The following is a 1,098-nucleotide window of genomic DNA, read 5'->3' as shown; positions in this document are numbered from 1 at the left end:
ACATGGTTGTTGGTGACGAGATAGCCATCCTCCGAGATGAAGAAGCCCGAGCCCTGGGCAACCGGGCGTGGCTCGCCATTGCCATGGTCGCGATGGCCGAAGCGGCGCATGCCGAACTGGCCGCCCTGGCCCTGGTCGCCGAAGCCGCGGAATTCCTTGAAGAAGCGGCGCAGCTGCGGGTTGTCGGGCAGGTTGTCAAAACCGCCCTGATCGTCCGAGCCGTCGTCGGCGGTCGGCTGGATCTTGGCCTTGACCTTGACGCTAACAACCGCCGGCGAGACATGCTCGACGACATCGGCGAAGCTCGGCATCTGCGGGGCCTCGACGCGCACGGCTTCGGCCAGCACGGGGGCGGTGCCGGTCGCGAGCATGCCCGCGCCGATCGTGCCGACAACGGCCAGGGAAGCGACGGCGGCCATCAGGCGCTTTCGGGTGCGGGAATATGAATTGGGGGCATTATTCATCGGGTTTCTTATCCTCTATCGATGCGGATGCGCTCAGGCGAAGCATCCTCGGGCAAGAGGATTAGAGAGGCGCACATTACGGCGCCATTTCCGGTACATGAAAGTTTTGTAATGTTGGGGATTGGCGACGAGGACCACGGACGTGCGGAGCGCCCGAAGACGGATACAGTCAATCGCCAAGCACGGTGATGGCGCTAATCGCTTAGCATCTTGTCCAGCGCCGCCTTTTCCTCGGCGCTGAGAGTGCTGTCCGACGTCGGGCGGCGCGAGCGGGCGCTCAGCACGATGAAGAGGCCGCCGGCCAGGAGCAGGAGCACCGGCGTGCCCCATAAAAGCGCGTTGCGCAGGCTGAAGCGCGGCTTCAAGAGCACGAACTCGCCATAGCGCGAGACGATGTAATCCATCACCTGCTGGTCGGTGTCGCCGGCGACGAGGCGCTGGCGCACGAGGATGCGCAAGTCGCGCGCCAGATCGGCGTCGGATTCGTCGATCGACTGGTTCTGGCAAACCATGCAGCGCAGGCCTTCCGACAGCGCACGCGCCCTCGCCTCCAATGCCGGGTCCTGCAGCACTTCATCAGGCTTCACCGCCTGCGCCGCGCCCGTAAACGCCAAGGCGAGCAGAAGGATCAGCG

At 64.5% G+C, this 1,098-nt stretch carries 1 protein-coding gene and 1 pseudogene; both read right to left on the bottom strand.

Annotated elements, in window-relative coordinates; translation table 11 throughout:
* Positions 1-464, bottom strand: a pseudogene (locus EOA28_RS36610) (S1C family serine protease); the annotation flags it as partial.
* Between the two features lie 194 nt (positions 465-658).
* Entirely contained in the window at positions 659-1,096 is a 438-nt protein-coding gene (locus EOA28_RS36605; RefSeq protein ID WP_189342403.1) for a cytochrome c-type biogenesis protein, read from the bottom strand.
* Positions 1,097-1,098: the final 2 nt, after the last annotated feature.

Origin of the sequence: Mesorhizobium sp. M2A.F.Ca.ET.067.02.1.1 (assembly GCF_004023285.1) — a bacterium.
Taxonomy (GTDB): domain Bacteria; phylum Pseudomonadota; class Alphaproteobacteria; order Rhizobiales; family Rhizobiaceae; genus Mesorhizobium.
This window is presented reverse-complemented; position numbering and strand designations above follow the sequence as displayed.